Raw genomic sequence first — 23730 nt, 5'->3', positions numbered from 1 at the left:
GGTTGCTCTGTCCTGCAGCGACCTTTCCGTCATTTCCGATTACCACGTGCTGCGGGTGCAGCGCAGAGCCGTTCCGGTATTTGACACCCTCAAGCCAGGCCAGCCCTGCGTGGACGCGGCCTCAAGCGGGCTTCCATACAGCAGTGAAAGGCAATAAAACAAGTGCCCGGCATTGCTGTCATCGACCCACGCACCTTGCCCTGTCCTTCTATCTCTGGCTTGACTCCAGAATGGTAGGCCTCACTTGCCTGCGATTCGGCACTTGGTGAAATCCGGCCAGCATGAACTCCCCCGGCCGTGGGCGCCTGCAGCCTGCCCCAGCCATCAAAACGGCGCAGAGTCGGGATCCGTGTCCACTGGCACCTGCGCAGGCCCTGTCACAACTGCACCGGTGCGGGCGGCGGACGAGGGCGCTGCCACGGTAGCTGCCGCCGAAACCTCCGCCACCCCACTCTCCGCCTCGCCCCCCAGCGCCTCGATCAGGTCCGGAATCAGCTTGACCAGCTCGCCCGTGGCGATCGCCACGTCGGTGTCAAAGCCACCGTCATCGGCCTTGGTGCCTTCGAACACCGTGTCCAGGAACGAGACCTTCTTGATCTGCAGCCCCTCGGTGAGCATGAAGCTCACGCGGTCGTCCCAGGTGAGTGCGAGCTTGGTGGGCAGCTTGCCGGCGTCGATGTGGGCCTGCACCTCTTCGATGTCCAGCGGGTGGCGGGCATAGCGCACCACGGCCTTTTCCTCGGTGGCGCTCTTGAGCTCGCATTCGCGGTCCACGGTGAAGCCCACGGGCGGCTCTTGTTCCTTGAGCCAGTGGGACATGGCCGCTTGCGGGCTGGTCTGGGTGTTGATGAGCGACACCGACAGGCCGGGCAGCGATTCGACCAGCAGCGTGACGACTTCGTCCGCACGGCCCTGGCTGGAGGTGTCCAGCACCAGCAGGCGCGATGCCGTATCGATCCACACCCACATGGAACCCTGCTTGGTGAACGCCATGGGCAGCAGGTCCAGCTTGGCCTCGTCCTTGAGTTCCTTGCTTTCCTTCTTGCCAGGCTTGCGGCCGGTTTCCTGCTCGATGCGTTCTGCCTTTTCCTTCACGCGGCGTGCCAGCACGCTGCCGGGCAGCACCTTGGACTCGACCATGAAGCGCAGGATCCACTGGCCCCCGACCGACTCGGCCAGCGGGCCGTGCTGTTCGCCACGCGGCGGCACCCAGCCCAGGGACTTTTCCTGCGTGGCGCCGCATTCGATGAAGGGCGCCTTGGCCAGGGCCTCTTCCACTTGTGTCAATTCGACCTGCCATTGCGGCGCAATGCGGTACACGATCATGTTCTTGAACACGGAAAACCTTTTCTTTTCTGGGACGGAATGCGCCATTGTCGGTGGTTCTGCGGGAGAGGTTTCCTGCCGTCCATCCCTGGCGGTCCGCGCACCCGCGAGCGGATGAACAGGCACGATCACAGCCGGCAGACGCCGTGGAACGGGCCTTGCCGTGCCACTGGCGCCGTCCCCCTTCACGAGACATGCGCGGGGTGTTTCTTTTGGAAACTTTACACAGCCTCACCCAACCGGTATGGCGGCGATACATGTGGGGCGGACACTGGCCCTCAATCGCCGGAACGGTCGTCCTGGCGAGTTCCCAACCCTGTGAAAGGACTCACACCATGGTTTTCAGATTCCAACACCGCCTGGCCGCCACCGCTGTTCTCGCTGCACTGGCCCTGCCGGTCCTGGCCCAGCAACCTCCAGCCGCCCCGCCTGCAGCGGGTGCCAACGCAACCACCGAAGGCCGCCACAAGGCAGGGGGTGACCGCCACGAGCACCATGCGCGCCACCAGGCCCAAATGGCCAAGCGCATGGCCGCCCTGAAGGACCAGCTCAAGCTGAGCGCCGCCCAGGAACCCGCCTGGACGGCCTTCAGCACCGCGATGCAGCCCGGGGAACGCACTGCCCGCCTGGACCGCAAGGACATGGACAAGCTCACCACGCCCGAACGCATCGACCGCATGCGGGCCCTGCGCGCCCAGCACGCCGCCGAGGCCGACCGCCGGGGCGAGGCCACCAAGACCTTCTACGCCGCCCTGACGCCAGACCAGCAGAAAACCTTCGATGCGCAGGCGCACCGCGGCCACCAGCGCATGCGCGACCACCACCACGGCGGCGGCGGCATGCGCGGCGGCGAGGGCCATCCATCGCCCGCCGCACCGGCGAAGTAACGCCCCACCCAACCCCCACCGCCCCCGCACGCCCTGCGGGGCGGCGGCCCTGGGGACGGGTCTCCGGCGTGCAGCCGGCGCTGCCTTTTACTTTTTCTTCCCGTGCTCCCCAAGCCCGGGGTCCTGACTGGACCCCGGGCTTTGTGCTTTGCGGCCACGCAGGCGGTCGCCTTGGACGGCGTTTGTGGATAACCCTGGGGGCAGTTGCGGCACAACTTGCTGGTTATCCACAGAAGAAGGCGCTGCGCCGAAGTTGTTGTCTGTGAGCCCCGGACTTTGCGCAGCCCGCCGCACAGAGTTTGCGGCCACGCAACCCCGCGCCAGCATTGGAAAAAAACCCCTTGTCCACAAAAAATGGGGTGCTCTACTACTACTGCTATTTATATATAGAACCATAAAAGAATAACCAGAACCTCTTTTTCGTGCCCCCCAACGCCCGTGGAGCCGAGCCCCCGGCACCACTCCACACGGCGGCTCGCGATGAAGCGGCCGGCGCCGAAAAGGCCGACGCGGAGCGGACAGGGCTCCGCGCCAGCCCGCAGGTTCCTTACCGCCACCGCCTGGGGGCCTTTATATTTCTCATTTGCTATCAATTGAGTAGCTGTTGGCGCTTCCTCCATCAGCGCTTCATGCCATTTCAATGCCAATCCTCTCTGTGGGAATGTTCAGTGCGTAAAACTGGGGATAGTTTTGGCACAACCGCCTGGTTATCCACAGAAAAAGGCCGTGGCCGTGTTTTGTCCCCTTTCGCGCGACAGCGGAAAGAGGGATCGGTGCACAGGGTTGGGCGGCGTGCAAGTGCGCGCCACGGCGAGGGAAAAGGCAGTTGTCCACATCCTGGGCCGCCTTCTACTACTACGACTATGTATTTATAGAAAACATAAGAAGAAGACAGGGGAGAACTTCCCGCGCCGGGCATGCGGTGCCGCGGCAACACCTTGTGGGGCCTTGCGGACGGACCGGTGCACGCAAAGGAGGGCGAACGCAGGGACGCGGCGATCCGCCGCGGGTGGGGACTGAATCCCGAAGACGGGCCGGCGGAAGCTCGCTACGCGGCGCAGGACCGCAGGAAGGCCCCCAGAACGTCCGCGGAGAGGGGTCGGCTGAAGAGGTAGCCCTGGTAGTGCAGGCAGCCCGCGCGGGCCAGCAGCTCGCGTTGCTCGGGGGTTTCCACCCCTTCGGCGATGACTTCCAGGCCCAGGCTGCGCGACAGGCCGATGATGGTGTCCACGATGGCCGCGTCGTTGGGGTCGGTCAGCAGGTCGCGCACAAAGCTCTGGTCGATCTTGAGCTGGTCCAGCGGCATGCGCTTCAGATAGCTCAGGCTGGAATAGCCGGTGCCGAAGTCGTCCAGCGAGAAGCCCACGCCATAGGAGCGCAGCGCGGCCATCGTGGCGATGGTGGTTTCCATGTCTTCCACCAGCAGGCTTTCGGTCAGCTCCAGCTTGAGCAGATGCGCCGGCGCGCCGGTGATGGCCAGCACGCGGGCCACGTCGTCCACGAAGCTGGCGTGGCGGAACTGGCGCGAGCTCACGTTCACCGCCATGGTCAGGTGGGCCAGGGCCGGGTCGTCCTGCCAGCTGGCCAGCAGCTTGCAGGCCGTGTGCAGCACCCAGCGGCCCAGGGGCAGGATGAGGCCCGTCTCCTCGGCCAGCGGGATGAACTGCGCGGGCGGCACCATGCCGCGCTGCGGGTGGGCCCAGCGCACGAGCGCCTCCACCCCCACGCAGCGGCCGGACAGGTGCATCTGCGGCTGGAAGTGCAGCAGGAATTCCTCCTGCGCGAGCGCGGCGCGCAGGTCGGTCTCCAGCCCGGCGCGGGCGGTCACCACGGCCTGCATGTCGGGGTCGAAGAAGCGCAGCGTGTTGCGCCCCGCCGTCTTGGCCTGGTACATGGCCAGGTCCGCCTGCTTGAGCAGCTCGCCCACGCTGGTCTGCTCGCCCGTGAACGGCGCGATGCCGATGCTGGGCGTGCTGCGGTACTGGTACCCTGCCAGCGCGTAGGGCACAGCCAGCATGGTGAGGATCTTCTCGCCCACGCTGCGCGCGTGCAGGGCCAGTTCGTGTGGCCTGGGGCTGAGCTCCTCGAGCATCACCACGAACTCGTCGCCGCCCAGCCGGGCCACCGTGTCCACGCTGCGCACGCAGGTGTTCAGGCGCTGCGCCACCTGTTGCAGCAGCAGGTCGCCCTGGTCGTGGCCCAGGGTGTCGTTCAGGGTCTTGAAGTTGTCCAGGTCGATGAACAGCAGCGCACCGCCCTGCAGGCGCCGGTGGGCGTTGGCCAGCGCATGGCCCATGCGGTCCATCAGCAGCATGCGGTTGGGCAGGCCGGTGAGCGCGTCGTAGAACGCCAGGCGCTGGATCTCGCGCTCGTTGGCCTTGCGCTGGCGGATGTCGGTGTTGATGGCCAGGATGGACTGCGGCTGGCCGTTGTCGCCGCGCACCAGGGTCCAGCGGCCCTCGACCTCGATGGTGCTGCCGTCGCGGTGGCGCTGCACGATCTCGCCCGTCCACTCGCCCTGCTCCAGCACCGTGCGCGTGGCGTGGCGGAAATGGGTGGGGTCGTCGTAGAGCAGCGTTTCGATGGACTGGCCCAGCGCCTGCAGCTGCGACCAGCCATACAGGCGCTCGGCGCTTTTGTTCCAGAAGATGATGCGGTGCTCCAGGTCGCGCACCAGGATCGCGTCCTGCGCCTTGTCAAGCAGCGAGGCCTGGTGGCGGATGCGGGCATCCGCCAGCTGCCGGTCGATCTCGGACGACGCGCGCGCGGCAAAGATCTGCAGCGTGGAGGTGATGAAGTCCGTCTCGGCGATGGGCTGGCGGAACAGCACGAACACGATGCCCACCACCTCGCCATCGGCATTGCACAGCTGCTGGCCCGCATAGCCCTGCGCGCCCACATGGCGCAGCATGGGCGCCTCGGGGTGCAGCTGCTGCACCTTCTCGGTCACCACATACGCGCGCTGCGACAGCAGCATGAGGCTGGGCGTGCCTTCCAGGGTGTATTCGTCGTTGGGCAGCATCTGGCCATCGAGCACCGCCGCGAGCGTGACCACCCGCGGGGCCTGCCCTTCCACCGGTGGCAGCAGCCGCACCACGCAGCCGCCCTGGGCCCCCAGCGCATCGGCCATGTTGCGCACCAGCTGCACGAAAAACTCCGTGCCCGTGCTCGCCGACACGGCGGCCGCCACCTTGAGCACCGAGGCCTGCAGCCGCTGCTGCGCCTTCTGCGCGCGCAGGCTGGTGATGCCAAAGGCCAGGTCGTTGGAGAGCTCCTGCAGCAGGGCCGCCTCTTCGGGGCTGATCTGCAGGATGTCCGGCGCGTACAGGTACAGCAGGCCGAAGGTGCGGTCGCGGTCGCGCAGCGGCAGGCAGATCACGCCGTGAAAGCCGTTGTCCAGCATGCGCTCGGTCCAGTCGGCAAAATCGCCCTCGGCGCGGATGTCCTGCACGATCACCGGCTTGCCCGAGCGCACGGCCATGCCCGCGGGACCCCGGCCGTAGCGGTCGTCGGCCGACCAGGACAGGTGCAGGTTCTCCAGGTAGTTCTGGTTGTGGCCCGCGTGGGCCACGGGCTGGATGGACTTGCGTTCGTCGTCCAGCGCGAAGCCCACCCATCCCATGCGGTAGCCGCCGATGTCCACGGCGATGTGGCAGATCGCCTGCAGCAGCGCGGTCTCGGACGTGGCGCGCACGAGGGTTTCGTTGCAGGCGCTCAAGAGGCGCTGCGCACGGCCCATGCGCGCCAGCTCGCGCTCGGTGCGCAGGCGCTCGGTCACGTCGGTGGCCAGCACCTGGCGCGCGGGGCGGCCGTTGAAGCTGATGCTGCCCGCCGTGATTTCCACGTCCATGAACGTGCCGTCCTTCTTGACGTGGCGGCTGATGACCGGCTTGTTGCGCTGGTCCATCGCAATCGCGTTGATGGTGGCCCGGATGCTGGCGCGGCGCTCCGCCGGCCACAGGTCCGTCATGTCCATCTCCAGCAGCTCGGCTTCGGCATAGCCGTAGTGCGTCTCCATCGACTGGTTCACGGCCTGCAGGCGCAGCGTTTCCCTGTCGTACACCCACATCGGATGGGGGTGCTCGTCGAACAGCATGCGGTACTGCTGCTCCGATGCCCGCAGCTGCCCCGCCACATGCCGCAGCTGCACCATCGCGCCCAGGGATTCGGTGAGGATCTCCAGGTGCGCGACGTCGCGCCGCGAAAATGCGTGGGCCTTGTCCGAAACGACCTTGAGCGAGCCCACCACGCCCTCGGCGGTGCGCAGCGGCACCGCCATCACGGAGCGCACGCCGTGCCGGTGGGGCAGCGAAACCATGTCCCAGCCCTCGGCCTCGGTGTCATTGCAAACCACGGTGCGCCCTTCGCGCAGGGCGGGCCACAGCAGGCTCTGGTCGGCCGCCAGCATGTGGCCCACGGGCCGCACGTGGTCGCCCGCCGATGCCTGCGCCACCAGCTGGCGGCCCTGCAGCAGCTCCACCAGCGCCCCGCGCGCCAGCGTCTGGCGCAGCACGGTGTCGGCCACGAGCTGGAGCACCTCGGGCAGGGGCATGTCCAGCGACGAGATGCGCTGCTGCACCTGCAGCAGCTCCGCATGGTTCTGCGCATCGCGCTGGGCATCGAGTTCGGTCAGCTTCTGCGCGCTGATGTCGGTCATGCCGCCCACCATGCGCACGGCCTTGCCTTCGGCGTCGCGGATCAGGAAGCCCCGGTCCAGCACCCAGGCATAGCTGCCGTCCTGGCGCCGGAAGCGGTATTCGGCGGACCAGTGGTTGTCCGTGCCGCCAATGGCTGCGTGGAGGCCCCGGAGGATTTCCTCGCTGTCTTCGGGATGCAGCCGCAGCGTCCACGAGGTGCTGTCGGGCGGCAGCTGGTCGAGCGGCACGCCGAACAGGTTCTGCATGCCTTCGTTCCACCACATGAGGTCGGTGTCCAGGTTCCAGTCCCAGACGGCATCGGCCGTGGCGCGCGAGACGAGGTGAAAGCGCTCCTCGCTTTCACGGCGCGCCTCCTGGGCCAGGTGCTGGGCCGTGATGTCCTGGAAGGCCCCCTGGATGCGGACGATGCGTCCCCCGGCATCGCGCGCCGCCTGCCCGGCGGTGCGCACCCAGAAGCGCCTGCCGCCCGGCATGTCCACCTCGGCTTCCACGTCAAAGGGCGTGCCGTGGTGCCGGCAGTCATCGAACGCCTTTTGCATCTGCGGCCGGTAGGGCGGCGTGTACAGCTGCAGGACCTGCGCCAGCTCGCCCACGCGGTGGTGGAGCCCATAGGCGGCCGCGATCTCCTGCGACCACACGAGCTGCATCCCGGGCAGTTCGACCGTCCAGCCGCCTACGCGGGCGATCCGCCCCGCCACGCGCTGTGCCTCGCCCTGCGCGACCATCTCGGCATGCATCTGGTCGCGCTCCCGCACGAGCTGGGCCAGCAGCCTTTTCTGGCGGCGCAGCTCCAGCTGCACCATGGCCTGGCCCGCGAGGATCGTGAGGCCCTCGATCTGCCCTTCCTCCAGCGTGCGGGGCACGGTGTCCACCACCGCGAGGGTGCCCAGGGTGAACCCCTCGGGCGTCACCAGCGGCACGCAGGCGTAGAAGCGGACATGGGGTTCGCCCAGCACCAGGGGATTGCTGGCGAACACGGGGTGGAGCGTGACGTCGGGCACCACCACCGGTTCGCGGCCGCCGTCCAGTGCCTGGGCACAGAACGCGATGGCGCGCTCGGTCTGCTGGAAGGGAATGCCGACAGCCGCCTTGAACCACTGGCGCTCGCTGTCGAGAAAATTGACCACGGCGATGGGGCAGCCGCACACCCGTGCGGCCAGCGTGGCCAGCTGGTCGAAGCCTTCTTCCGCGGGGGTGTCGAGGATCGCGTAGGACTGCAGTGCCGTGAGCCGCGCTGCCTCTTCGGGTGCGTGGGCTGGCGGCATGGTCAGGCCGCTGTGGCGTTGGCTGTGCCCGCTGGCGCGCACCCCAGTTCCAGCGCCCGGGGGGCCTGGAGCTTGTTGCGCAAGAACTGGAACAGCGTCGTCGTCAAAGGGGTCGGGCGGCAAGAAAAGAACCGGACGGGGTGCGGGCAGAAGAAGCACGCGCTCGCGCTGCCCCCTGAAACGTGAATCCTACACCGCAGAGCGCCGGACCGAGCGGTCACCACCATGCGGGTTTGCCCCAGAACGCCGCCAGTCGCCCCGGCAACCTTCGCGCAGCGCCATGCTTGCTAGGCTGCGTGCCATGCAGATATCCGAACTCGCGCAACGCACCTCGGTTTCCGTCCACGCCCTGCGCCACTATGAGCGGCTGGGGCTCCTGCAGCCGCGCCGGCGGGCCAATGGCTACCGCGACTATCCACCGCGCATGCAGCGCGAGGTCGTGTTCATCGCCATGTCGCGCCAGCTTGGCTTCACCCTGCCGCAGATCGCCCTGCGCCTGGGCGCCTACCGGGCAGGCACCCTGCGCACCGAGACCATGGTGCAGGCCCTGCAGGAGCGCGCGCAGGCGCTGGACGAGCAGATCGATGCGCTGCGGGCCCAGAAGCAGCGCGTGCTGGAGCACCAGGCCTGGCTGCAGGCGCAGCAGGCAAGGCCGCGTGCCGCCGCGTCGGCGCCACCGGCGCCCTGGCCGCGCGTGCGGCCCCCCGCCACGCCACCCCCATCGGCCCGCACCCGTCCATCCACCACCTCCGCAAGGAAAGCACCATGACCTCTTTGTCCGCACATTCCGCCGCCGCGCCCATGGACCATCTTCGGTCCCTGGTGCTGGCCATGCCCATGGCGCGCACGCTGGGCCTGCGCTTCGTGCGCGCCGAGCCGGGCGCGGTGGAGGTGGAGATTCCGGTGAGCGACGCCTTCTGCTTTCGCCCCGGCCAGCTGCAGGCCACCGCCGTGTTTGCCGTGGCCGACTTCGCCGCCGTGGGCGCGGCCGGCAGCGTGCTGCCGCCGGGCTGGGTGAATGCCACGGTGGACGCCACCGTGAAACTCGTGGCCCCCGCACGGGGCGTGTGCCTGCGGGCGCGCGGGCGCGTCATCGACGCGGCGCGGCTGCTCACGGTGTGCGCGTCCGATGTGTTCGCTGTGGATGCGGATGGCAAGGAAACGCTGTGCGCCACGCTGCTGGCCACGGCCCGCAACATCGACGCCACCGTGGCGCCACGGTAGCTGCCGTGGCCCGCTGCAGAGAGAGCGCCGGGCCGGCGGGTCGGTCAGGCGCGTGCGCGCCGCGCGCGCACGGCGGCGGCCAGGCCTTCCAGCACCGGCACCGTCTGCGCGAAGCTGATGCAGGCATCGGTCACCGACACGCCGGGCGCGAGCGGCTGGCCGGGCACGATGTCCTGGCGGCCTTCCTGCAGGTGGCTCTCGATCATGAGGCCGGTGATGCGCCGGTCGCCCGCGGCGATCTGCCGGGCGACGTCGTCCGCCACGGTGATCTGGCGCTGGTGCTGCTTGCTGCTGTTGGCATGGCTCACGTCGATCATCACCTGCTCGCGCAGGCCCGCCGCCTGGAGCATGGCACAGGCGGCATCCACATCGGCCGCGCTGTAGTTGGGCTGCTTGCCGCCGCGCAGGATCACGTGGCAGTCCTGGTTGCCGCGCGTCTCGAAGATCGCGGCCTGGCCCATCTTGGTCATGCCCATGAAGGCGTGCGACGCCTGCGCGGCCTGGATGGCGTCGCTGGCCACCTTCACGCCGCCGTCGGTGCCGTTCTTGAAGCCCACGGGGCACGACAGGCCGCTGGCCAGCTGGCGGTGGCTCTGGCTCTCGGTGGTGCGCGCGCCGATGGCGCCCCAGCTCACCAGGTCGCTGATGAACTGCGGCGAGAGCAGGTCCAGGAACTCGGTGCCCACCGGCAGGCCCGTGGCCAGCACGTCCAGCAGCAGCTGGCGCGCCAGCTCCAGCCCCTCGTTGATGGCGAAGCTGCCATCCAGGCGGGGGTCGTTGATGTAGCCCTTCCAGCCCACGGTGGTGCGGGGTTTTTCAAAGTAGACGCGCATCACGATCAGCAGGTCGGCCTGCAGCGCGTCGGCCTGGATCTTCAGCTGGCGCGCGTAGTCCATCGCCTGGTCGTGGTCGTGGATGGAGCAGGGGCCCACCACCACGATGAGCCGGTCGTCCTGGCCGTGCAGCACGCGCGAGATGGCGGCACGGCTGGTTTCCACCAGGGTCTGCGCGGCGTCGGGCGTGGGCAGCCACTCCTGCAGCAGCGCAGGCGTGATGAGCGGGCGCACGGCCTTGATGCGCGTGTCGTCGATGCGCGTCGTGTCGTGGGTGGAGATCGGGGTGGCGGAGCGGTGTGCGTGGGTCATGGTGGCCCTGATTGTCGCGCGGGCGGGGCCATCGGCTGGCCGACGATGTGGTCACACTGCCTGCAACTGGCGCGTCCCGGGCGAGGGACGCCGAGCAAGGGCCGCCCCGCAGCAAGGGCGTCGTCCCCCTCAGGGGGAGCCGCTACGGCCGCCGGAACGCCGCATTCTGCCGCGACCAGTGCCGCGACTGCAGCTGGTCGAGCCGCACCGTGCCGCCGGTGGACGGCGCGTGCACGAAGCGCCCTTCCCCCACGTAGATGCCCGCATGGTTGGGCTGGCGGCCCGTGCCGAACACCACGAGGTCTCCGGCGCGCAGCTCGCTGCCGTCGATGGGGTAGCCCCAGCTGTTGAGCTGCGCCACCGTGCGGGGCGGCGGGGTGCCCACCTGGTTGCGGTACACATAGCCGATCAGCCCGCTGCAATCAAAGCCCGCATCGGGCGTGTTGCCGCCGTAGCGGTACGGCGTGCCCACCAGGCCGAGCGCGTGGATGGCGATGTCGTGTGCCTGCTCCGCGGTCAGGGGTGGGGTGGTGCGTACCGGGGCTGACGAAGAAGGCGACGGGGGCCGCGAGGTGCCGCAGCCGCCCAGCGCCAGCAGGGCGGCGGTGCAGGCGGCCAAGGCCAGTCTGTGAAAAACAACGCGCATGGCCCGAAGGGTAACGGATAGGCCCCGGCGCCTGCGCGGACTCCGTCCATGGCCTGGGGCTATTGGCCAAAAATGCCGCCAGCGCTTGGTGGTAAAGCGCTGGCAGCTATCTTTTTTACAACAGCGGCGGCGTCACACCGCCGCCGTGGCGGCCACGCCCTGGCGCCGCTCGGCCAGCCGGTTGGCCACGCTCACGATGGCCAACACCGACGCCGTCACGATGTTGTGGCTCATGCCCGCGCCGAAGGTGGAGCCGGCCACGCCCTCCATCGCGGCCTCGACGATGGCCAGCGCCTGGGCGTGGGCTCCCGTGCCGGTGGCGCGCTCTTCGTAGTGGTCCACGCGCAGCGGCAGGCCCAGCGCATCCACCGTGGCGGCGATCGGCCCGTTGCCCTGGCCGCGCAAATGCTGGCGCATGCCGTCGATGGTGACGTCGAGCTCGATGCCCTGCCCGTCTTCATCGAGCCGGTGGCTGTGGCAGATGATGGCCGCCCGGGCCGGGGCGCGCAGGTAGGTGGCCTGGAACAGGTCCCACAGTGCCTCGCCGCTCATCTCGCCTTCGCTCGCGTCCGTCTGGCGCTGCACCACGGCGCTGAATTCGACCTGCATGCGGCGCGGCATCACCACGCCGTGTTCGCGCTCCAGCAAGAACGCGATGCCGCCCTTGCCCGACTGGCTGTTCACGCGGATCACGCTGTCGTACGTGCGGCCCAGGTCCGCGGGGTCGATGGGCAAGTACGGCACTTCCCACAGCGCGTTCGGGTCCTGCGCCGCAAAGCCCTTCTTGATCGCATCCTGGTGCGAGCCCGAGAACGCGGTGAACACCAGGTCGCCCGCGTAGGGGTGGCGCGGGTGCACCGGCAGCGAGGTGCATTCCTCGGCGATGCGCGCCACCGAGGTGATGTCCGAGAAGTCGAGGTTCGGGTGCACGCCCTGCGTGTACATGTTGAGCGCCAAGGTCACGATGTCCACGTTGCCGCAGCGCTCGCCGTTGCCGAAGAGGCAGCCTTCCACGCGGTCGGCGCCGGCCATCATCGCCAGCTCCGCCGCGGCCACGCCGGTGCCGCGGTCGTTGTGCGGGTGCACCGAGAGCGTGATGTGCTCGCGGGGGGCGAGGCGCCGGTCCATCCACTCGATCTGGTCGGCGAACACGTTGGGCGTGGCGTTCTCCACCGTGGTGGGCAGGTTGATGATGATGGGGCGGCCGGGGCCCGCGTTCCAGGCCGCGATGGCCGTCTGGCAGGCCTTGAGCGACACGTCGAGCTCGGTGGCGCTGAAGGTCTCGGGCGAGTACTGCAGCGTCCACGCTGTGGCGGGCTGCGCGTCGGTGAGCTGCTTGAGGTAGCCCACGTGGTGCGCGATGAGCTGCATCACCTGCGTCACGTTCATGCCGAACACGATGCGCCGCCAGGCAGGCGCCGTGGCGTTGTACAGGTGCACGATGGCGCGGGGTGCGCCCTTCACGGCCTCCACCGTGCGCGCTATCAGGTCCTCGCGCGACTGGGTCATGACCATGATGGTCACGTCAGCGGGGATGAGGTTTTCGTCGATGAGGCGGCGCACGAAGTCGAAGTCGGTCTGCGACGCGGCCGGAAAGCCGACCTCGATCTCCTTGAAGCCGATGCGCACCAGCTCCTGGAAGAGCTTCATCTTGCGCTCGCCGTTCATCGGCTCGAACAGCGCCTGGTTGCCGTCGCGCAGGTCGGTGGAGAGCCACACGGGCGCGCGGGTGATGCTGCGGGTGGGCCACTGGCGGTCGGTCAACGCGACCGGGGCGATGGGCTGGTATTTGGTGGCGGGCTTGGCAATCATGAGAGGCTCCACGAACGGTGTGTGCGGTGCGCTGAAAAGAAGAATGCGCGGTGCACGGGTCAGACGAAATGAATGAAGAAAACAAAACGTGTGACATCCCCTGCAGCCCTTTGCGTGTGCAAAGGCTGGTTCGCGGGCCGGGGTCAGGGGGAGATCAGGTGTTGCGCTGAGCGGATCAGGCAACGGTGGCGAACGCAGGCAGACCCCGGCCAGGCACTAGTAGGCCTAGCGATAGGGTGGGTAGGAGCATGCTGCGTTGCATAGAGGTTTGAAGATAGCACAGGCTTGCTGCGCTGCGCAAGGTTTTGATGAAAAGTGCCGTCAGCGCCTGATGGATAAGCGCTGATAGCTATAAAAACAGTAGTAAAGGCTGCTGGTAGGATGGCGCCTTTCGCTTTGCCACCCTCCCCTCTCGCTTCGCCAGGAGACCCTCTCATGCCCTACATGCTGCTCATCATGGAACCCCACGGCCAGCGGGCCGAGCGCGGGCTGGCGGGAGGCCAGGAGGCGTATGCCCGCATGCTGCGCTTTGGCGAGGGCCTGAAGGCCCGGGGCCTGCTGCGCGCCACCGAGTCGCTGGCGTCCACCGACCAGGCCGTGCGCCTGCAGGTGCGCGAAGGGCAGTCCCGGCTGGTGGATGGGCCGTTCGCCGAGACGAAGGAAATGGTGGGCGGCTTCTTCCTGCTCGACTGCGCCACGCGCGACGAGGCCGTGGCCATCGCCCGCGAATGCCCGGCCGCCGAATGGGCCACCATCGAGGTGCGCGAGGTGGCGCCGTGCTACCACGGGGCATCGTGACCTGGGTGGCTAGGCGCGGCACGTGGTGCCTTCCTGCAGCAGTGCCTGAAACTGCTCCACCGGCATCGGCCGCGCAAACAGGTAGCCCTGCAGCACGTCGCAGCCCTGGTGCACCAGGTAGTCGGCCTGTTCCGGCGTTTCCACCCCTTCGGCCGTGATCTGCAGCCCCAGGCCATGGGCCAGGGCCACGATGGCGTTGACGATGGTGCGGCTGTGTTCGTGGCCGGGCAGGTCCTTGACGAAGCTGCGGTCGATCTTGAGGCGGCGCATCGGCAGCTGCCGCAGGTAGGCCAGCGACGAATAGCCGGTGCCGAAGTCGTCGATGGCCAGGTGGATGCCCAGCTGGCTCAGGCGGTGCAGCGTGTGCGCGCCCGCTTCCATGTTGTCCATGAGCACGGTTTCCGTGAGCTCGATCTCCAGCAGGTGGGCGGGCAGGCCTTCCTCGCGCAGGATGTCCATCACGCGTTCGAGGAACTGCGCATCGCCTAGCTGCCGCGCCGAGATGTTGACCGATACCCGCAGGGGCCCGCCGGCCTGCCACCGGGCGGCATCGCGGCAGGCGGTGCGCATCACCCAGTAGCCCAGCGGGACGATGAGGCCGCAGTCCTCCGCCACCATCACGGCCTCCAGCGGCGGGACATGGCCCAGCTCCGGGTGCGACCAGCGCAGCAGCGCCTCGGCGCCCACCAGCGCCTTGCCGGCGGCGGCGAACAGGGGCTGGTAGTGCAGCGCGATCCCCTCGCCCTGGTCGAGCGCGGCGCGCAGCGCATGCTCGATGGCCTGGCGGCGGACCACCGCCAGGTTCATCGACGCGTCAAACCGCACGCACCGGTTCTTGCCCATGTCCTTGGCCCGGTACATGGCCGTGTCGGCGTTGCTCACGAGGCTGTCCATGTCCGCCGCATCGTCTGGAAAGATGGCGATCCCGGCGCTGCAGGTCATGGTCACCTGCTGGCCCACTTCGGTGAAGGTGGGGCGAAAGACGCCCACGATGCGCTGGCCGTAGGTGTTCAGTGCCGCGTCGTCCATGTCCAGCCGCAGGATCACGGCGAACTCGTCGCCGCCCAGGCGCGAGATCGCGTCGGCGGCGCGCAGCACGGACTGCAGGCGCCGGGCCACCTGGCGCAGGAGGCCGTCCCCGGCCGCGTGCCCGAAGGTGTCGTTGAGGGTCTTGAAGTTGTCCAGGTCGATGTAGACCAGGGCGACGCGGGAGCCCAGGCCACGCGCGCGCTCGATCTCGGCGGCCAGGCGTTCGTTGAACGCGTGCCGGTTTCCGGTGCCGGTGACCGCGTCGGTGTGGGCGAGCGTGTGCAGGCGGTTTTCGGCGTTGCGCACGGCCGCCTGGCTGCGCAGCACCATCGCGGCCGCCAGGGCCATCACGCACCCCGCGATCAGCAGCGCGCTGACGAAGCGGATGGCCAGGCGGGCGTACACCGCGCTCATGGACTTGCGAAAGTACAGCGTGCCCGACACCACGCCGCCCATCTCCACGGGCCGTGCGATCTCCAGCACGCGCAGCCCCGCGCGCTCGGCCACACCGGCCATGCCCGCGGCCGGCAGCGTGGCGGGAAAAGCCTGGTCTGCGTCGCGTGCGTAGTGGGCCAGCAGCCGGCCCTGCCGGTCGTAGACGTCCGCGCCCAGCACCATCGGCGACGCCTTCAGCGCCCCCAGCATCTCGCTGGCCGTGTGCGCATCCTGGAACATCACCGCGGCCGAGATGTTGTCGGCCACGATCGCCGCCTCCACCCGGCTGTCCTGCAGCATGGACTGCCGCGTGCTCCAATAGTCCACGCCCGTGAGCGCCAGCACCACCGTCAGCAGCGCCAGGCCCGCGGCCAGGAGGCCGGTGGCCACGAGCCGCGACGACGGCAGGGGCTGCGCGGCCCCCGGCTCCTGCGCGGGGGCCTGCGGCATGGCGGGCGCCTTCGTTTTTTCCTGATTCTTCTTCGTCATCATCGTCATCATCTGGCCGCCCTGGCCAGCCGCAGCAGTCGGGAGCTCACGGACAGGCCCGCGCGCGCGGTGGCATCGGTGTTGATGGCGAACACGATGCGGTTCTTCTGCTGGCTGAGCGTGATCATGATGTCGGGGCTGCCTGCGGCGTCCTCATCGGCCACCGTCAGGATGCCGTGGGCGGGCGGCAGGGCCCGCAGCGCGCGCAGCACCGGCTCGATGTCGGCGCCGTGCAGGATGAGCACGCGGCAATGGCGCAGCTCGGCCAGTTCCAGCAGCCTCACCCGGATGGGCCGCCCCTTGCGGGCGGGCTTGCCCTCCAGGGCCGTCAGGGCGCGCTTGAGCGGACTGAAGGGAGAGATGCACAGGGGCCAGTCGCCGTCGGTGGCCAGGTCGCTGTCGGGCCATTCGATGAACTGGATGAAGTTGAAGATGTAGGCGGCCTTGAGATCGGGTTCCTCCACGGGGTTGGTGGCATGCGCCAGGCCCCCCGCCCAGCACAGCACGCACAGCCCGGCCCACAGCAGGTTGCGCAGGCGCAGGGCGTGGGACATGGCTCAGAACCCGTAGGTGAGCTTGACGCGGTAGGTCCGTCCATCCTGCCGGATCGAGTCTTCGCGGATTTCGTAGGAGGCGGGGTCCGCGTGGCGGCGGTTGAAGACGTTGTACACGCCCACCGACACATCCACGTCCCCCAGGCGCTTCGTATAGACGAGGTTGGCCAGGACGTGCGCAGGCAGGCGCGCGTTCGCGAGCGTCCTGCGCGCGCCCACGCCAATGGCCTCGACGGCATACTGCCCCGGCCTGCCCTGCCCCGGCGCCGCGAGCGCCAGCGTGTCCGACCACTGCAGCTTGAGCAGGTGCCGGGGGGAGTTGGTCAGCGTCTCGGGTGCGCCCGCGTCGCGCGCCTTCTGCCACCCGTAGGCCACGCGCAGGCGCGACCCTCCTTGCCAGCGCTGCTCCACCTCGGTCTCCATGCCATGCACGCGCACGCCCCGCGCGTTGCTGAACCTGAGCCTGTCCGGGATGCCCGCGTCCCCCAGCGAGATCAGGTCGGTCACCTCGGACCTGAACGCCGTCAACAGCATGCGCGTGGTGCCGGTGGGGGCGTGTTCCAGCGCCAGCTCCGTGGTGCGCACCTTTTCGAGCCGCAGGCCCGCCAGATCGACGATGCCGCCGGGCAGGTCCACCCGGTAGTCGCGCTCGTAGGCGTTGGGCGGCCGGTAGGCCGTGCCATGCAGCAGCTTGACGGCCGTGGCCGGGTTCCACCAGTACACCAGGCCCAGCCGGGGGTGGAAGCTGCCGTCGCTGCCCGACTGCTTGCCCCACCGCAGGCCCGCGTGCAGGGTGAGCGTGGGCGCCAGCGCGAACTCGTCCTGGACATAGATGCCCAGCGCGTTCCCCGCGCGGCGGGTATCCAGGTATTGCGCGGGCGGATCCACGTCGGCATTGAGCTGCCGGATGCGGATGTCGCGCCGGTAGTCGACGCCCCACGCGAGCTTGTGGCGTGCAAGGGCCGTGCTCACCCACTGCCATTCCGTGCCCCACCATTGGCCGGTGCCCACGTCGCGGTTGAGCGTGGGCGGCGGATAGTCGTACGCGTAGTCGCCCACGAAGCGGTAGTGCCCGGCGTGGACGCGCCCGGTGAACGCGAGGGAGGGCTGCAGCTGGCTCGCATACTCGGCCGCGACGCGGGTGGTGGTGTCGATGGACCGCGAGCGCGGGTCATTGAAGGTCTGCGAGAACGCCGCGGTGGGCGTGCCCTTGCTGCGCTCGCCGTGCGCCAGGGTGAGGCTCAGGCCGTCGTGCTGCATCCGCGCGAACAGCTGGGTGCTGCGGTCGAAATCCAGGCGCTGCGCGACGCCCTGGTTGCTGGCCGGCGTGTCGAACGCGGCGAAGTACTGGTCCGCGCCCCGGCTGCTCGCGCGCGTCAGCGCGATCAGCCAGTCCCCGCCCTGTGCGTCCACGGTTCCCACCGAGAAGCGGGCCTTGGCGCTGCCGTGGCTGCCGGCCGCCACGCTCAGCTGCGGGCCGGCCAGCTGGCGGCCGTCGCGCGTGATGACGTTGACCACGCCGAAGAACGCATTGGGCCCATAGACGGCGGAGCCCGGCCCCGGCACGAACTCCACGCAGTCCACCAGGTCCAGGTCCAGCGGGAAGTCGGTGCCGATGGTGGCCTGGTCGTAGAGGTTGTCATTGAAGCGCACGCCATTGACCAGCAGCAGCACGCGGGTGTTGTAGTCGCCCGGCGTGGCGAAGCCGCGCGTGCCCAGGTAGTGGTAGGAGCGGTCGTACGACACATACAGCCCGCGCATGCTGCCCAGCACCTCGGCCAGCGTGCGGTAGCCGAAGAGCCGGATGTCGTCGGCGGTCACCACGCTCACCAGGGCGGGTGCTTCCAGGGTGGTCTGCGTGTACCGGCTGGCGGTCCGGACTTCCATCTGCACGAGCTGTTCCAGCGGCAGATGGGCGATGTCCGCCTGCGCGATGGCGTGGGAGAGTCCGCTGCAAAGGAGGGCCAGCGCCATGCGCTGTGGCCACTGTGCCGGGCGATGGTCCGATCCTCTTGTCATGGGCGTTGCACCCGCTGTGGCGGTGGCTCCTGTGTGCGAGACCAAGCGTTCCGGAGGTTCGTGGGTCGGTGGGGCGAGTGTTTACAAATTGTATCCACCAGCAGGCCCGGCAGGCCCCCGGGGGGATCGGTGATGACCCTAGGAAAAATGTAAAAGGTGGCCGCAGCAGCCGGTGGGCCGGCTGGGGCTCAGTCCCCCGCCGCCGAATCCCCGCGGTGGGCGAAGGCCAGGCCCACGCGGCGGTACAGGCGGCGCCAGCCGAACAGGTAGACCACCACCAGGGCCGCCGCGACCGCGAGCCAGGGGCTCTGGGGGCTGGCGAATACAAACCGCCACGCCCAGTACAGTTCGGAAAAGCCCATGAGCGCGAACGTCCCCAGCCCGATCCACGCGCCTTCCGCCCGCCAGGCGGCCACCGAGACGAACGCGTGGCCCACCCAGGCCGCCAGGCCCAGCAGCAGGTGGGTGGCCCAGGCCAGCACCGGCCGCTGCTCGAACCAGCCCGCCAGTCCGGTGAGGGTGGGCGGCGTGCCGGACCGGGCGGTCACGGCGGCCTGCACCAGGAACGCGGCCAGCACGCCCTGGTGCTGCAGACGGCGGGCGGCGGTGCCCTGCCCCTTCAGCGCGGAATCGACCACGTGGCGTGCCAGCCAGCCGCCCACGCCGCCGGCGCGGGGGGTGCCGTCTGCGGCATCCCCGTCATCGCGGGGCAGGCGCGCGGCGGCTTCCCGGGCCTGGTCGTGCAGGGCCTGGGGCACATGTTCCATGGCGCTGGCGCTGCGGCGCACCGCGTGGGCGCAGACCGCCACGGTGCGCAGCGCGGGCGGGATCTGCTCCAGCCGCCAGCCGCCCTCCTGCACATGCGCGATGCAGGCTTCCTCGCTGAGCATGTCGGGAGGGATCTGGCCGAAATCCTTCACGCCCTGGCGCAGCGCCGCCGCATAGCGCGCGGGGGTCATGAGGCGCTTGGGCACGAAGCGCACCGTGTCCTCGTCGGCCGCCAGGGCGGCATCGACCATGGCGTGGGTGATGCGTTCGCGCGGCACATCGGCCAGGGTGCGCGGGTGCGACTGCAGCCGTGCGATCAGCGTGGCGTCATCGGCCGCCTGGGCCTGGCCCTGCGCCAGGCCTTGCAGCCAGCGCGTGTCCTCGGCGGCATCCCACTGCGCGGCGTAGGGCGACTGCAGCGACAGCACCGTGGAGGCCTCGAGCGCCGCTTCCTGCGTGCGGCCCAGGGCGCGCAAGGCGCTGGCCAGGATGTAGCGCGCATGCTCTTCGTGGCGCACGCGGCCGAGGCCCAGGCGGGCGTCGGCCATCGCGCCTTCAGGGTCGCCCGCCCACAGCCGAGCCCAGGCGCGCTGCACGTGCCAGTGGCTGGCCTCGCGGGGTTCGCCGTCCCGGCGGGCCTGGTCCAGGTCGTCCGCGATGAGCCGGGTGGTGACGTCCTCGCGCAGCGCGGGCGGTACGGCGAGGAACATGTCCCAGCGGTCCTGCAGCGCGGCCACGCACACGTCGGTGGTGCGCAGCGCCGCAGGGATCTTGTCCAGCGACAGGCCGTTGGCGCGCGCCGAGGCCAGGCACAGCGCGGGCGTGAGCATGTCGGCGGGAATGTGCTCGATCAGGCAGCCGTAGTCGTGCCGCACGGCGCGCTCGGCCAGCGCGGGCGTGATCTTGCGCGGGTCGATGTAGCTGATGTTGTAGATGTCGGCCTGCAGGGCGGCCTGCTCCACCGCATCGGTGCGCAGCCAGTGCGCCAGGTCCTTGAGCGGCGCCTGGGCGCGCACCGCCTTGAGCGCGAGCTCGGGCGTGAGCAGGCAGCCCCACACGTCGCACAGGCTGTTGTGGTCCCAGGTGGCGGGGATGCGGCTGTTGCGCTCGTCGCGCCAGTCCCATTCGGGCTGGCCGGCATACAGGCTGCGTGCCAGGGCCAGGGCTTCGGCGGTCATGCATTCGGGCGGGATGCCGGCCGCCTCGCGCAGGCCCCGGCGCACCAGCGATTCGAGCCGTGCGGTTGTCCGCCAGGCCGCAGGCACGTATTCCAGCGCCGCCACGTTCGCATCCAGGGCGGCATCCACCACCGCATCGTCCAGCCACTGCGCGGGCACATGGGCGATCGCATGGCGGTCGTTGCACACGGCGTGCAGCCATTCATCACGTGTCAAGGGCGGCTGCGTGGCCGGCGCGCCCTCGGGGGGCCGGCTGTCCAGCGCCGGGCCGTCGCTGTCCGGGCCTTCGGGCTCGCCGCCGTGGCCGGGCGGTTCCGTGGCGGGGCCGGCGCCGCGCGCGCGCTGCGCCAGCTGCAGCGCGTCGATGCTGGGCGCGGCCATGAGCCACAGTTCCCACCACACATCGCCGTCGCCCGAGTCCGAATGCTTGTACAGCGTGAGCCACTGTTCGCGCGCCTCGTGCAGCGCGCCGCCGTCGCCCGGCAGGGGCTTGGCCATTGCCACGGGCCAGGCCTGCGTGTAGTCGCCCTGGCGGCGCCAGGGGACGGCGTGCTCCGGGTTCGGGTCGGCGGCGCCAAAGCGCGCGCTCAGCTGCTGCACCATCGCCACGCGGGCTTCGTCCACCGCGCGGTTGAGGTCGGTGCACAGGAATTCGTAGGGGCCGTTGTGCGATTCGCTCAGGTAGGCGCGCATCACCCGCCGCACGACCACGGTGCGGCCGGCCTGCACCTGGCCGGGGTCCTGCTCCCCGTCGTCATCTTCATCTTCATCGTCGCCGTCCACGGGTTCGTCGGGCGCGAGTTCATCGCCCGCCGCCAGGCGGTGGAGCCGGGCCTCGGCGTCGGCCAGCAGGTCCACGGCCAGCGGCACGATGCCGTCGAGCGTCTTGAGGTTTTCCAGGTGGTCGGTGAGCGGCGCGTGGAAGAACGGCCCGGGGGGCCAGCAGTTCTCGCGCACGCCGCTGCGCCACAGGGGCGTGCCCCCGGCGTCGAGCAGGGCCACCTGCTGGCCGTCGTAGTGCGCGCGCCAGGCGACGGCGCCCTCGCCGTCGATAAAGGCCAGTTGTCCGTCGCGGGTCAGAAACGGCACCAGCGGCGTGTCCGGCGGGTGCCCTACCAGCCAGCCATCGCCATCGGTCAGCGGCTCCAGCAGGTGGTCGGGCGCGGGCACGAAGCGGCCGTCCGGGTGCAGCAGGCCCCAGTGCGCCGGGGCCGCTGTGGTGGCATCGGCCGCGCCCTTGCGCACGGCGGCGGCGGTGCGCACGACGGCAAAGCCGCTTTCCGCCGAGAAATCCGTGCCGTAGCTCAGCGGCGGGGCCGCAAGGGGTTTGCCGTCGGCCGTGAGAAAGCCCGTGCCGTCATAGCTGTTGGCGGCCACGCCGCAGGCCATGCGCCGCGAGAGGTGGCGCCCGCCTTTCACGACCACCTTGCCGCGCGCGTTGAGGTAGCCATGGCCGTTGTCCCAGGCATGGGGTTCGTCGAAGAAGGCCAGGCCCTCGGCATTGAAGGCATCGATGCGCGGGTAGCGGGGCTCCAGCACCCAGCGGCCCTGTGCGTCGATGAGGCCGTAGGTGTCGCCGTCCAGCGAGGCGGCCGTGGCGGTGGATTCGCCAAACGGCCGCGCGTCGCGAAAGCGGGGCTCGATCACCCAGCGCCCCGTGCGGTCCACGAAGCCCTGGGTGCGCTGGTTGCTGGCCTTCTTCCACAGCGTGGCGCGCGCCAGGCCATTGGCGCCGAAGGGGCTCAGCTCATGGAACACCTCGTCGCAGGTGGTGTGGCCGGTGCGGTCGATGATGCGCCAGGCATCCTGGCCCACCTGCACCGCGCACAAACCGTTGCGAAACGGCTGGGCGTTGTCGAATGCGGGAGGGATGGCCACCGTCCCCGCCAGGTCCATGAACCCCCAGCGCCCGCCGTCGCAGAAGCGGGCCAGCCCGTCCTCGGAAAAACTGCGCGCGTTCTGCAGCGTGGGCGGCACGCGCCACCGGCCCTCGCCGTCGATGTAGCCCCACGGGCCGTGGGCCGCCCGGGCTGCGCCGATCCAGCCGCCGCGCCCGTCGGCCCAGAAGCGCAGCACCTCGCCCAGGCCTTCGGCGGGGACCACGGCCCGGCCCGGGTGGACGATGACCAGCGCGAGGGCCTGGTGGCCGGGCATGAGCGGGATGCTGGCCAGCCAGGGGGGTGTTGGTTCGGTGTCGTTGTGGCTGGTCATTGCGGTCGGGTCCCTCGCGCGGCATCCTACCGAGGCAGATCGCTATGGCCGGTAACCATTTGCACGGCTTGGCGGATACGCCACAGCGGGCGCCGCTGCGGGCGTGTGGCGCAGGCCGCGCCGCGCCCCACCCTCTTTTTCTAAGTAAAAACCCTGAACCAGCCACCAAGCTGTCGATCTGCCACGGGTTCGTCCGTCGTGCTGGTGAAGGCCACGGATCGCGCCATGGCCCGCCCCCCTGACACCCCGAGGAGAACCCCATGCGATTCATGATCATCGTGAAAGCCACCGCAGAATCCGAGCGCGGCGACATGCCCACCGAACCCCTGATGGCCGCCATGGCCCGCTACCACGAAGAGCTGGCCCGGGCGGGCGTGCTGCTGGACGGCAGCGGCCTCAAGCCCAGCGCGCAGGGCTGGCGCGTGCGCTACGGCGCGGCCGGGGCGCGCACCACCATCACCGACGGTCCCTTCACCGAGACCAAGGAGCTCATCGCCGGCTACACGCTGATCCAGGTGCGCGACCGCGACGAGGCGCTGGAATGGACACGCCGCTTCCCCAACCCGCGCGGCGAGGGCCTGGAGGCCGAGATCGAGGTGCGCCCGCTCTACGAGATGGAGGACTTCGCCGCCGTGGAGGGCGTCGAGCACTTCCGCGACCTGGAAGCCCGCCGCTGAACCGCTGCCCCTGCCTGGAGACCATCGCCATGATCAAGACCATCGCCCTCGTGCTGCTCGCCGCCCTGGCGCTGCTGCTGGCGTTTGCCGCCACCCGCCCCGACAGCTTCCGCGTGGAGCGCAGCCGCGTGATCCCCGCGCCGCCAGAACGTGTGTACGGGCTCATCCACGACCTGCGCCAGTTCAACACCTGGAACCCGTATGAACGCAAGGACCCCGCCGCCAAGGGCCAGTACGGCGCCACCACCGCAGGCCCCGGCGCGCGCTATGCGTGGCAGGGCGACAAGGTGGGCACCGGCAGCATGGAGATCGTCGACGCCACGGCCCCGGCACGGGTTGCGATGAAGCTCGACTTTGTGGCCCCGTTCGAGGCCCACAACCAGGTGGAATTCACGCTCCAGCCCGAGGGCTCCGGCGCCACCCGCGTCACCTGGGCCATGCAGGGCCCCGTGCCGTACGTCGCCAAGATCGCCCACCTGTTCTTCAACATGGACCGCATGGTCGGCCAGGACTTCGAGGACGGCCTGGCCAACCTGCAGGCGGTGGCGCAAAAACCAGCGACCTGAACCGCGCACCTTTGCCAAACCTTCTGTTTCCCTTTACCTTCCC

At 69.5% G+C, this 23730-nt stretch carries 15 protein-coding genes; 6 read left to right on the top strand and 9 right to left on the bottom strand.

Annotated elements, in window-relative coordinates:
• Positions 1–324 precede the first annotated feature (324 nt).
• Positions 325–1338, bottom strand: coding sequence for a recombination-associated protein RdgC (locus AC3RCE_RS00290; RefSeq protein WP_218296391.1), 1014 nt, complete (start codon positions 1336–1338; stop codon positions 325–327).
• 323 nt (positions 1339–1661) lie between these two features.
• Between AC3RCE_RS00290 and AC3RCE_RS00285 the strand changes: the two genes are divergently transcribed.
• Entirely contained in the window at positions 1662–2213 is a 552-nt protein-coding gene (locus AC3RCE_RS00285) for a Spy/CpxP family protein refolding chaperone (RefSeq protein ID WP_218296390.1), read from the top strand.
• Between the two features lie 1048 nt (positions 2214–3261).
• On the opposite strand, the gene AC3RCE_RS00280 is transcribed toward AC3RCE_RS00285, so the two are convergent.
• A complete protein-coding gene (locus tag AC3RCE_RS00280) occupies positions 3262–8136 on the bottom strand; it encodes an EAL domain-containing protein (RefSeq protein WP_218296389.1) in 4875 nt (1624 codons plus the stop codon).
• Positions 8137–8437: 301 nt separating this feature from the next.
• On the opposite strand from AC3RCE_RS00280, the gene AC3RCE_RS00275 reads away from it, so the two are divergent.
• Positions 8438–8905 carry a MerR family DNA-binding transcriptional regulator gene (locus tag AC3RCE_RS00275; RefSeq protein WP_492246123.1) on the top strand — a complete coding sequence of 156 codons (468 nt, stop codon included), beginning with the start codon at positions 8438–8440 and terminating at the stop codon, positions 8903–8905.
• Positions 8902–9360: a PaaI family thioesterase gene (locus AC3RCE_RS00270; protein ID WP_370627748.1), complete on the top strand. Its 459-nt coding sequence runs from the start codon at positions 8902–8904 to the stop codon at positions 9358–9360. The genes AC3RCE_RS00275 and AC3RCE_RS00270 overlap by 4 nt, the downstream gene beginning before the upstream one ends.
• A 44-nt stretch (positions 9361–9404) precedes the next feature.
• Here the strand turns inward: AC3RCE_RS00270 and AC3RCE_RS00265 are convergent, their stop codons facing one another.
• The 3 genes from AC3RCE_RS00265 to leuA all read right to left on the bottom strand — a co-directional run bounded on the left by AC3RCE_RS00265 (position 9405) and on the right by leuA (position 12963).
• Positions 9405–10505, bottom strand: a complete 1101-nt coding sequence (locus AC3RCE_RS00265) for a 3-deoxy-7-phosphoheptulonate synthase (protein ID WP_492246122.1) — start codon at positions 10503–10505, stop codon at positions 9405–9407.
• A 142-nt stretch (positions 10506–10647) separates the two neighbouring features.
• A complete protein-coding gene (locus tag AC3RCE_RS00260; protein WP_218296386.1) occupies positions 10648–11151 on the bottom strand; it encodes a C40 family peptidase in 504 nt (167 codons plus the stop codon).
• Positions 11152–11283: 132 nt separating this feature from the next.
• Positions 11284–12963, bottom strand: coding sequence for a 2-isopropylmalate synthase (gene leuA, locus AC3RCE_RS00255; protein ID WP_492246121.1), 1680 nt, complete (start codon positions 12961–12963; stop codon positions 11284–11286).
• A gap of 435 nt (positions 12964–13398) precedes the next feature.
• On the opposite strand from leuA, the gene AC3RCE_RS00250 reads away from it, so the two are divergent.
• Positions 13399–13761 (top strand): YciI family protein, encoded by a 363-nt coding sequence (locus tag AC3RCE_RS00250; RefSeq protein ID WP_218296384.1) that lies wholly within the window; start codon positions 13399–13401, stop codon positions 13759–13761.
• Positions 13762–13770: 9 nt separating this feature from the next.
• Here the strand turns inward: AC3RCE_RS00250 and AC3RCE_RS00245 are convergent, their stop codons facing one another.
• The 4 genes from AC3RCE_RS00245 to AC3RCE_RS00230 all read right to left on the bottom strand — a co-directional run bounded on the left by AC3RCE_RS00245 (position 13771) and on the right by AC3RCE_RS00230 (position 22444).
• Positions 13771–15714, bottom strand: a complete 1944-nt coding sequence (locus AC3RCE_RS00245) for a putative bifunctional diguanylate cyclase/phosphodiesterase (RefSeq protein ID WP_492254265.1) — start codon at positions 15712–15714, stop codon at positions 13771–13773.
• Between the two features lie 8 nt (positions 15715–15722).
• The gene (locus tag AC3RCE_RS00240; RefSeq protein ID WP_492254264.1) at positions 15723–16268 is read right to left on the bottom strand and encodes a YfiR family protein; all 546 of its coding nucleotides are present in this window, start codon (positions 16266–16268) and stop codon (positions 15723–15725) included.
• A gap of 3 nt (positions 16269–16271) precedes the next feature.
• The gene (locus AC3RCE_RS00235; RefSeq protein ID WP_492254263.1) at positions 16272–18287 is read right to left on the bottom strand and encodes a TonB-dependent receptor plug domain-containing protein; all 2016 of its coding nucleotides are present in this window, start codon (positions 18285–18287) and stop codon (positions 16272–16274) included.
• A gap of 188 nt (positions 18288–18475) precedes the next feature.
• A complete protein-coding gene (locus tag AC3RCE_RS00230; protein WP_492254262.1) occupies positions 18476–22444 on the bottom strand; it encodes a WG repeat-containing protein in 3969 nt (1322 codons plus the stop codon).
• Between the two features lie 260 nt (positions 22445–22704).
• Here AC3RCE_RS00230 and AC3RCE_RS00225 point away from each other — a divergent pair, with 260 nt between their 5' ends.
• Both AC3RCE_RS00225 and AC3RCE_RS00220 read left to right on the top strand, forming a co-directional pair.
• Entirely contained in the window at positions 22705–23121 is a 417-nt protein-coding gene (locus AC3RCE_RS00225; RefSeq protein WP_218339320.1) for a YciI family protein, read from the top strand.
• A 29-nt stretch (positions 23122–23150) separates the two neighbouring features.
• A complete protein-coding gene (locus AC3RCE_RS00220) occupies positions 23151–23687 on the top strand; it encodes an SRPBCC family protein (protein ID WP_218339321.1) in 537 nt (178 codons plus the stop codon).
• Positions 23688–23730 lie beyond the last annotated feature (43 nt).

It is taken from the genome of Acidovorax sp. GW823-FHT05D11, assembly GCF_058795695.1.
This window is presented reverse-complemented; position numbering and strand designations above follow the sequence as displayed.

Bases quoted from the DNA above. Each gene is read 5' to 3' on its own strand.
- AC3RCE_RS00285 (WP_218296390.1), top strand. From the start codon at position 1,662: ATGGTTTTCAGATTCCAACACCGCCTGGCCGCCACCGCTGTTCTCGCT.
- AC3RCE_RS00280 (WP_218296389.1), bottom strand. From the start codon at position 8,136: ATGCCGCCAGCCCACGCACCCGAAGAGGCAGCGCGGCTCACGGCACTG.
- AC3RCE_RS00275 (WP_492246123.1), top strand. From the start codon at position 8,438: ATGCAGATATCCGAACTCGCGCAACGCACCTCGGTTTCCGTCCACGCC.
- AC3RCE_RS00270 (WP_370627748.1), top strand. From the start codon at position 8,902: ATGACCTCTTTGTCCGCACATTCCGCCGCCGCGCCCATGGACCATCTT.
- AC3RCE_RS00265 (WP_492246122.1), bottom strand. From the start codon at position 10,505: ATGACCCACGCACACCGCTCCGCCACCCCGATCTCCACCCACGACACG.
- AC3RCE_RS00260 (WP_218296386.1), bottom strand. From the start codon at position 11,151: ATGCGCGTTGTTTTTCACAGACTGGCCTTGGCCGCCTGCACCGCCGCC.
- leuA (WP_492246121.1), bottom strand. From the start codon at position 12,963: ATGATTGCCAAGCCCGCCACCAAATACCAGCCCATCGCCCCGGTCGCG.
- AC3RCE_RS00250 (WP_218296384.1), top strand. From the start codon at position 13,399: ATGCCCTACATGCTGCTCATCATGGAACCCCACGGCCAGCGGGCCGAG.
- AC3RCE_RS00245 (WP_492254265.1), bottom strand. From the start codon at position 15,714: ATGACGAAGAAGAATCAGGAAAAAACGAAGGCGCCCGCCATGCCGCAG.
- AC3RCE_RS00240 (WP_492254264.1), bottom strand. From the start codon at position 16,268: ATGTCCCACGCCCTGCGCCTGCGCAACCTGCTGTGGGCCGGGCTGTGC.
- AC3RCE_RS00235 (WP_492254263.1), bottom strand. From the start codon at position 18,287: ATGACAAGAGGATCGGACCATCGCCCGGCACAGTGGCCACAGCGCATG.
- AC3RCE_RS00230 (WP_492254262.1), bottom strand. From the start codon at position 22,444: ATGACCAGCCACAACGACACCGAACCAACACCCCCCTGGCTGGCCAGC.
- AC3RCE_RS00225 (WP_218339320.1), top strand. From the start codon at position 22,705: ATGCGATTCATGATCATCGTGAAAGCCACCGCAGAATCCGAGCGCGGC.
- AC3RCE_RS00220 (WP_218339321.1), top strand. From the start codon at position 23,151: ATGATCAAGACCATCGCCCTCGTGCTGCTCGCCGCCCTGGCGCTGCTG.